The organism is Candidatus Dependentiae bacterium, from assembly GCA_026389065.1.
GTDB lineage: Bacteria > Babelota > Babeliae > Babelales > Chromulinivoraceae > JACPFN01.
On sequence record JAPLIP010000062.1, the window covers coordinates 1 to 9,029 of the forward strand.

General features: G+C 37.3%; 5 protein-coding genes. 1 reads left to right on the top strand and 4 read right to left on the bottom strand.

Translation table 11 applies throughout. From position 1 onward, the window contains the following. Window positions 1-287: 287 nt before the first annotated feature. Together NTU89_04405 and NTU89_04410 are read right to left on the bottom strand one after the other, a co-directional pair. On the bottom strand, window positions 288-5,507 hold the full coding sequence (locus NTU89_04405; GenBank protein ID MCX5923770.1) for a hypothetical protein: 5,220 nt from the start codon (window positions 5,505-5,507) through the stop codon (window positions 288-290). A gap of 102 nt (window positions 5,508-5,609) precedes the next feature. Then, window positions 5,610-6,719 (bottom strand): PDDEXK nuclease domain-containing protein, encoded by a 1,110-nt coding sequence (locus NTU89_04410; GenBank protein ID MCX5923771.1) that lies wholly within the window; start codon window positions 6,717-6,719, stop codon window positions 5,610-5,612. Window positions 6,720-6,857: 138 nt separating this feature from the next. Between NTU89_04410 and NTU89_04415 the strand changes: the two genes are divergently transcribed. Beyond that, on the top strand, window positions 6,858-7,049 hold the full coding sequence (locus NTU89_04415; GenBank protein MCX5923772.1) for a hypothetical protein: 192 nt from the start codon (window positions 6,858-6,860) through the stop codon (window positions 7,047-7,049). A gap of 18 nt (window positions 7,050-7,067) precedes the next feature. On the opposite strand, the gene NTU89_04420 is transcribed toward NTU89_04415, so the two are convergent. Further along, window positions 7,068-7,742, bottom strand: a complete 675-nt coding sequence (locus NTU89_04420; GenBank protein MCX5923773.1) for a hypothetical protein — start codon at window positions 7,740-7,742, stop codon at window positions 7,068-7,070. 35 nt (window positions 7,743-7,777) lie between these two features. Next, window positions 7,778-8,971 carry an alpha/beta fold hydrolase gene (locus tag NTU89_04425; protein MCX5923774.1) on the bottom strand — a complete coding sequence of 398 codons (1,194 nt, stop codon included), beginning with the start codon at window positions 8,969-8,971 and terminating at the stop codon, window positions 7,778-7,780. Between the last annotated feature and the right edge of the window lie 58 nt (window positions 8,972-9,029).

The window sequence follows — 9,029 nt, forward strand, 5'->3', positions numbered from 1 at the left end:
CCGGTAAATTTTGCATCTTTTAAAAAAAGAGCAACATCAACACCATATTCTTTTGTTAAAGCATCAACATCTTTTGCTACAAATTTTTCTTGCAAAAAAACTACGGTACTTTTACAACCAAGCTCGAAAGCTTTTTTTGTTGAAATCTTAGTATTAAGTCTCATAACATCCTTGATCTTTTTATGACTATATATTTTGATTAAATGCATAAAAACTATAACAAAAAACAGCCTAAAAGCCATTACGACTTTTAGACTGTTTTTTTAAAACAACGAGTTTAAAATCTGTTACAAATTATTAGATCCTGCAACCGCTGCCTGTGAGTCTGCAACAAGTGCTTTCGCCTGCGCACTGACAGCCTGTGCATTGCGATAAACTAATTGATTATTTCCTTTATCATCTTGCACAACACATACGTGCACAGTGTTTAAAAGATCTAACCAATCTTTTAGATCTAGTGAGTAACCAACTGCTGCACCAGTTTCATCAAACAATGCTCCTGTTTGCAAGTCTGCATAACCACTTTGATTAAAGTAGGTAACCGCTGGAGCATGAGAAGCATTTGCTGGAGTTTCTACTGGATACATCGTTGCAAAATATCTGCCATCAGCACTACTTAAAAGTCTAAACAGATGTGATCCAAATGCTGAACCTTCTGGAGTGCCTGAATCAGGTGCATTTACAGCCGTTGAAACAGATTTTAGGGCATGAATATTACTAATGTTTTTAGTAAATATTGCATAGGTTGATTGATCTGGCACAGAAACTTTTGCTGTTTTTTCACCTACCTTTACTGAATTCTCTGTCATAGGACCAACAGGGAATGCAATTGGACATACCACAATCGTTCCTTTAAATACTGATGCTTGGTATGCTTTTTGTGTATCGCCATCCAACTCATCAAACAAGAATCCATATTTATAAGTCGCGTCTCCATCAATAACTGTGACAAATGGAGCTTTTGTTGCAGCATCCACACCCATAGCAACTTCGATTGGAGCATCAACTTTGCCATCCACAGGCACCATAGAAATAGTTGTTTTTCCTGGAGCTGTAGCTATTGTGCCAGCAGGTGCATCAAATTTCTTGTACATGGTTCTATCAAAAACCATATGAGAAATTTCACCTTTGTTTAGTATCAACTGAGCATCATTGTATGAAGAATCTGGCATTGTTGATAAAATATTTCCAGTATCATCAATTGGTATGAAAATCATAGGATTCCATACATATGATGAATTTACTGAATATGTTTTTTTATCAAGCGTGTAAGATGTTTTGTTTTTATTTTCAACAACTGTTGCTGATCCATACGGAGCAGATGTTGCCATCCAACTCATAGAACCAGTTGTATTGTCTTCGTTTTTGTACCCAATTCCATCGATGTACCCTTGAGTATATCCAGCTTCATTTTCATAAAGCAGGATCATATCATCTTCACCTTTTTTGCCTGAAACTTTTGCGACTTTATTTTTTATTTTTACCGGAGTTCCATCCTGTTCATACAAGTTTCCACCCTCGATAGAAATCCATTGTTTACGCTTCGCTTCAAATGCGTAGTACACACCCATTATTTTACTAAAGTATAGGTGATAACCTTTTGCTAAAGTTATCGCTTTTCCAGGAAAATCTTTATCGGTGCTGACAATCATACTTGTTCCTGACTGACCAGGAACTAACGCGAGATCTTTTTCATCCATCAAAAGTGATGGTTTTAATAAAGGCACACCAAGAGATTGAGCAGAAGTACCTGCACCAACAATACCGTACTGATCTAATGTCGCTACATGCTCTACACCTTGAACCACACGAAGCTGTTTTCCAGTTCCATCAAACACCGCACCAAGCTGGACTGGTTTGCCATCAACTTCATAACTGTTTTGCACATCAAAGAATTGATACAACATGGCACTTGCATCGGTCGGACTTGCTGGAGAAAAGCGCACATATTGTTGTTTTAATGAGTCATATTTTAAATCATCATACGGATACGGCAAACCATTGGTTCCTGATGGGGAAAGCCTTTTAATAATCGTCGTAACATCAGATGGAGACAAAGTAACTTTGCTTGATGATGTTTTTGCGTACGCGGCTTCAAGATCTGCTTGCTCTGAAGCTTCAGCATTAAGTCTTGCTACAGAAGCAGCTTGCAAACGAGTGATCGTTGCTTGCAATCTGTGGCCCCAGTTAGCGCTTAATTTCTTAGTTTCAGCAATTAAAGCTGACTGGGGAAGAATACTAATTGGACCCGTTGAATCATACAACTGACCAGAAACAAGGCTGAGCAGATGAGTGGTGCTTCCATCAAATTTTTCTGCAAAAGCTAGAGGGCTTGCTGTCATATCTATGGTTACAAACATATCAGCTGGCTCATAATCTTTTTGATGCATTCCAGCCGACGGGAAGTAAACATAGTTACCATTTGCTAAGTCACCAGCATAAATACTTATGCTTAGACTTCCAAAAGAGTAAGGACCCATTGGGCGAAGCATTTGTGCTCCGTATGAGGTTACGCAGTTTAAATAATCTGTTTTAAATTCTTGCGACATTGCTTTGCCAACAGGGAATTTTGAAACCATGTAATCAAAAATTACCAGACCCATTACCTGATTACTGCTCGTAGCTGTAGAGCTTTTAAGTTTTAATGGGTTTTTATTTGAATCAAGAACTGGATTTCCTTGCATGTCATAGACAAGTCCAGTAACTAAACTTACAACATTTGAGCTTGATGATGCAGATGTAGCGCTCATCGGCTTTAATGCTTCAAGCGTTGCAACAGTTGGACCTGTGATAACATAATAATCTTGATTTGTTATCGCAGCTGAAGGACTTGGCATCACTTCATAGATAAAACAATTATTTGCGACAGCTTGTTTGGTCACAAGACCTGAAGCCAATTTAAATGCTAAAGCTCCAAGGTTAAATCCTTGAGCCTGAGAAGAATTCTCAAAATTATTAAACCATGCATCACGCTGCGTCGTTGCGTATGCTAAAACATCTGCAACCGCTGCAGTACTCGAAGAAGGAATCAGCTCTGAAATTGTTGTAAACGTGCTTTTTTCAGATTGATTTAATTTATAAATAGATCCAGTTTTATTAATCGGTGCTTGAGAAAAGTCAGATGCCTTCACAGAACCATCTGGCAAAACGGTATAAGAAACATCAGTGATGACACTAAGAAAGTTTGCAATCTCTGCATCTGGCAAGGACACCGGACTTCCTGAACTATCCAGAGGAATTAAAAGGTCTGGAACCGAAGATGCAAAACATTTTGAACCTTCATAAAGACTGATAGTTGAAGCAGCACCACCACTTGAAGGAGCAGGAATAGAAATATTGTATGAGCTTTGAGTCAATGCTAAATTGCCATATTTAAATGGACCATAACTATATTTTGAAAGAAGCGCTTGTGAATGAATCGCAAATTGTTGTGATAAAAGAGGGAAAGTTGTTATTTTTACTTGGTTTGGATTAACGTATGAAATCAACTCAGCCATTACAGCTGATATTGTTGCTGCACCACCGGGCATTTCATTTGCGCCTCCATCTGAAAGGCTGTACATGATTGGGCCTCCATTCTGCTGGAATTCACTTAACCCAGAGCCAATCAAACTTACCCAGTATACCGCTGCAGGATTTAAACCAATCGTTGGCCACATAACTGTTGATCCTGGTGCAATGGGCGCAAGAATTGGAACAGTTAACGGCACCACGTTTGAACCTGTATAATCAAGGAAAATAATATAATCGACCAGTGGTCCCGTAATTGACTCAGCAACTGATTTTTTACCACCACCTTCTTGCATCTGAAGAGCCTTAGCAAAAGGAGTGTTTGCGCAAAGATAAACCCAACAACCCTGAGCTCCATAATTATATGTTGGATCTGCGTACATAATTTCAGAAACTGCTTGTTTGGCAACTTTAGGAGCTTTTTTACCGACTGCTTTTGAGCTGTCAGCATCCCAAAATGCAGACTGAAGCTGCGGCAAAAATTTAATTAAAGAATATTGTTCAGCGCTTACAGGCTTAGAATTTGGAAAAACTACTGAATTGACCGGACATTCTTCACCCCAACCAAACATAGGAACAACTGAGCCAAGTCCATTTACTTGAGTAGAGCCAGGTACTTCCATAGCAGCCCGACCTGAAGAATTTAAAAATAGTCCGCTTGCATACGCATCTAAAGCTTTTCTAATCATACACTGACCAGAGCTACACACAGATGCACTATCTGCATTTGCACCACCCTTATCAATACATGAACATTTAAATTGATTTTGAATTGAAGAAGAAACATTGTTTCCAGATGATCCAGCCGAAACATCTTGATACTGAGTAAATGTTCTTTTAGCTCCAGAAAGAGTTAATTTACTAAGCTCAAGCGGCAGGAAATCTTTTACTGAAACAGGTGTTCCACTGTAAGGATTTCCGTGTGGATCTGTACCAGGAACTGTTAGATTAATAAGTGGCCATACGCTATTTTGTTCACCAGATGCATCCATGACATACCCAGTATTTAAATCTACTACCAAGCCTGCAAACTGACTACTTGTCAGCGTACTTGCTGCTGGTGATCCGTATGATCCTGCAGCGGCCACTACAAAACCTGATTTTTTATAAAAGTCTGGTGTAAAATTATACCGCCCAACGTTTCCACTACCAAGGCTTCCCAAAGAAGTGCTCATTGTTCCTAAAGTAAAGACGGTCATCATTCCTTCACCAACAGTGTTTATCGAGCTTGAAATAGGATTAGAGGATGATGGTCCAGTGCAACCAAACATGGTAACTGGCTCTCCAACTGTATCAACAGGAACTCTTACATAAATTGGAAATGATGATGTTGGAGTGCCCAGGTTAATACACGAATCTGGAATTTGAAGAACCCACTCACCAAATTTTAATGGCGCCGCAAGAGTTTGAAGCTCTACCATTCGTGCTTTTTGAGCAAGAATTGTTGATTGAAAAATATTTGGAATCATAAAAAGAACTGCTGAAACTACTGTTTCTCCAGCATGGGCTAAAAAACCACCCAAGCCTTTGAGACCTGATCCAACAAAGTTTTTAAATTTTCCAAGCTTGGTATTACCAGCCTTAACTTCTCTTGCTTTAGCTGATTTTTGGGCAGCATCTCTATCTAATTCTTCAGATTTTCTAATTTTTGCTTTATCAACATTTGCATCTTTTTCAAGCTGTGCCTTTCTAGCTCGCTCTGCATCTGTAAGCTCACTATCCGATTTGCCTCTAAGATTTTTCAATTCTTTTTCTTCTGCGCTAAGAGCTTTTTCTGCCTCACCTGATGCTTCACCAGCATCATCAGCCACATCCTGCATCCTAGTTTCAAAGTCCGCATCTGTTTCACCCTCTAAGCGACCAGAAGTACCTTCAAGACCCTCTTCAAGACCTTTATCAGCACTACCAAGAACATCGTCCATTGAAAAGACACTACCCGAATAGGCACTCAACATAAAAACTAAAAAAAACTTACTCAAAAGATTTGGATGCTTCACTTTTATCCCTTTTTTAAAAAAATAGTGATTTCACAATTACGTCAAATCACTATAAAACAGAAAACATTCTTTATGCAAGAAGTTCTAAAAAAGTATAAATTTTCACTTTCTGGATTTTGGTTTTTTTATTTTTTTACTGTTTTTTTCTATAAAGCCTGTCTTTTCAAGCTCTGCTTCCAGTTCTGCAATCGTTGGCAGGCTGTTTTTTAAGTCTTTTGGAAATTTCTTTATAATCTCTGTTTGATACTCTGCAATGCCGATAGGTCGATTAATATTTCGCAAGGTATATTCTGCCGTAAAATTATTTTTTGTTTTGCAAAGCAAAAGCCCAATTGTTGGATTATCATTTTTATCACGAACTAAATCATCTACCGCAGAAAGATAAAAATTTAATTGCCCAATGTCTTTTGGCGAAAACTTACGCGCTTTAAGCTCAACGACTATGTAGCATTTCAACTTGGTATGATAAAATAAAAGGTCGATGTAATAATCTTCATCATCCATCGCTATATGATATTGCCTGCCTACCAAGGCAAATCCTTTACCCATTTCAAGTAACGTTTTTTGAACTTGTGAAATAAGCCCCTGCTCAAGATCATGTTCTAAATGATCATTGTCTAAAGAAAGAAAATCAAAGACATATGGATCTTTAAATGCTTGTTGCGTCAAGGCAGAATCATGAGCAGGCAAGACTCTTTGAAAGTTAGTGATTGCCTTACCCTCTCGATCATACAAATTTGTTTTAATTTGGATTTCTAGAGTGGATCTACTCCAGCCACCCTCAATTGCTGCAAATGCATACCAAATGCGTTTTTCTAGCGTATCAACCTTTTCTAAAATAACAGCATTGTGACCCCAAGGAAGCAAGTAAATAGGCAAATTTGGTAATTGTCCCACAGCTGTGGGATTTTTATATGCCTCGAAAAAAGACCTCATTCTAAAAATATTTGTCCTAGAAAACCCTTCTATTCCTGGATATAATTTTTGTATATCTGCAGCTAAATTTTCTATAAATGACTCGCCCCACTTGTGTAGTTTTTGCTTTTCAAAAATAATTTGACCAATAATCCAATTTCTCTTATTTAATGATGAATTAATAGTCTCTAGCGCTTCAATTTGCGATTGTCCGATTTGTATTTTAATATCAAGTAATACCTGTAAATAATCTGCTTGATCAGGACTTTTTGTTTTTTTTATTATAATTTTTTTCATAGAATTACTTTCATTTTCTAAAGAAGTTAATCCATATTAAGATCATAGTCAGATTAATTCAATTGAATTATGTAAAAACATCATTAAAACCAAACAAACTATGTTATCTTAAATCTACATAAGCATTTAGGAGTACCCATGAAAAAAAATCAACACACTCAAAATAAATTCTCTGAGGAACACCAAATCTTTGATCTGCAGGAAAAAATTAAAATGGCCGAAAAAGAAAATCCTGACTTGGCCTATGATTTTATTGCAAAAGCGCTCAAAGCAAAAGAAGAATCAAGGCTAGGAAATGTCAAACCGTATGAGTTTGATCAAAAACCATAGCCTTAAATATTATTTGTGTTAAAACCCAACAAACCAAGCAGCTCCAGGAAATCCAGATGACCATGTTGCGCCACCAGAGTATGGACCGCCCCAGTAAGGACCACTCCAAGTATATGCTGGCCAGCTACCGTATGGATAATATTTCAAAACCGAGCGATACTGCGAGTCAATCCAATCTTGCTGAGCTCTGCGATCATCTTCTTTTCGATCTTTTACAATTTTGTCCAACTCTGCTCCGACTTTTTTATCTACAAAAGATAAAATATCATATCGAGACTTTGGACGAAGCATTTTAGCCATTGAGCTTGCTTGCCCATTTTTAAAAATCATACAGACTGGAAATTCGGTCAAAGCATACTGCTTGTCCACTTCTTGAGCTTTTTTATTTGCAACATTGACTACCAAAAATCCTACATCCTGTTTTAAATAGGTATCAAAATCTTTACTTTCTGATGCCTTTTCTACACTGTTTTTAAGTGATCGAAACTCTTGTTTTATGTTATTTCTTTCACTTTTGTTGACTACTTCTTTATCTTGCTCATCTGAGCTCACCCTGTCTGGAGCAAAACAAACAACGGCATATTCATATCTGTCTAAAAGTCTTTCGAACTCTTTTTGACTGCTTACCATGTGGTACCGTGCTTGCATGCATGCGCTGCTTGCCAACGCCAAAACCATAATTATTTTTTTCATCTTTTTCTCCCCCTAAAATTAAAAATCTAATTCATTCAGACAACCATCACCCGATTATCAATAATTTTTTCAGCATTGCTCCACTTCTTGCTCAAACTTTTTTTAATAAATTTGTTAACCATGTATAAATAAATTTCTGGCTGTGCAAGGCATGAGCCACAGTGACGAGTTCCTTGGGTAATCCATAATCTTTTAAACGGTGACCCAACTTGATCATAAAGCCGCTTGACTGAATCAACGGTAACTTTTTTATCGTTTTCACACGAAATAAAAAGGCACGGAATGGTAATCTTGCTTGCAATATTTATAGGAATGACCGGAACAAATTTAGTAGAAACACTGTGAGGATCAAGCCCGGTAGCCATTTTAAAGATAGGCTTAACCACTGACTGCCAATTTTCAGAATACAAACCTTTCATAATCGCACTCTTAATCCACTCTTTACCAGGAAGGAATTTATAGGATAAAAGCTCATCAAGTCGATTTAACATACAAATATCACTTGAATCAAACGGGCTATCTAAAATAAGTAGATCAAAAAGATTTTGGAAGTGAGCTTGCGCCATTAAAAGAGAAACAGCACCCATAGAAAAACCAAAACCAATGATAGGTTTACTTGCAAAATCAGGATTCGATTTCACAAACTGAGCAGCTCCCCACACATCATGTATCTCATCTTTTCCAATGGTGGAATGCTGATCTATGATTAAATCACCATGGGCTCTAAAATCAAAAGCTAAAACATTAAAATGTGAAAAAAGCGCTCGAAAGAAAAAAGATTCATGCTTAGACTGCGTGTATCCATGACAAATAATTACAGTACCCAAAGCTCCAGGCCGAGTGACTAAAAAACCATTTCGTATAAAAGTTTGATCAGAAATATCACTTTGTTTAACAGGAAATGATACTTCTTTAACCTTTACAGAAGACATGACATTTTTAATATTTGATAAATATTTTACATAAGATTCAAACTCAGAAAGATCTTTCGTAGACTTATCAGTCGCCGACTTTCCAGTCGCTGACTTATCAGTCGCAGACTTCTTAATAATTGGTTTTGATTTTTTAGAAATATCAGCGGTAGGCTCAGGAGCTACGACAGATGAAGTGGCAATGACACTATGAGTAGCTGATCCATTTTCAAACGTATTCATAAAAGTATGAGTGCTCGCATGACAAGTAAAAATCATAGAGCCAATCAAAAACCATACTGATTTAATATGCTTCATGCTACATCCCCCTGACTAAAAACTCCCTATCTTAACAGTTTTTAGTGTAGCAAAAGCG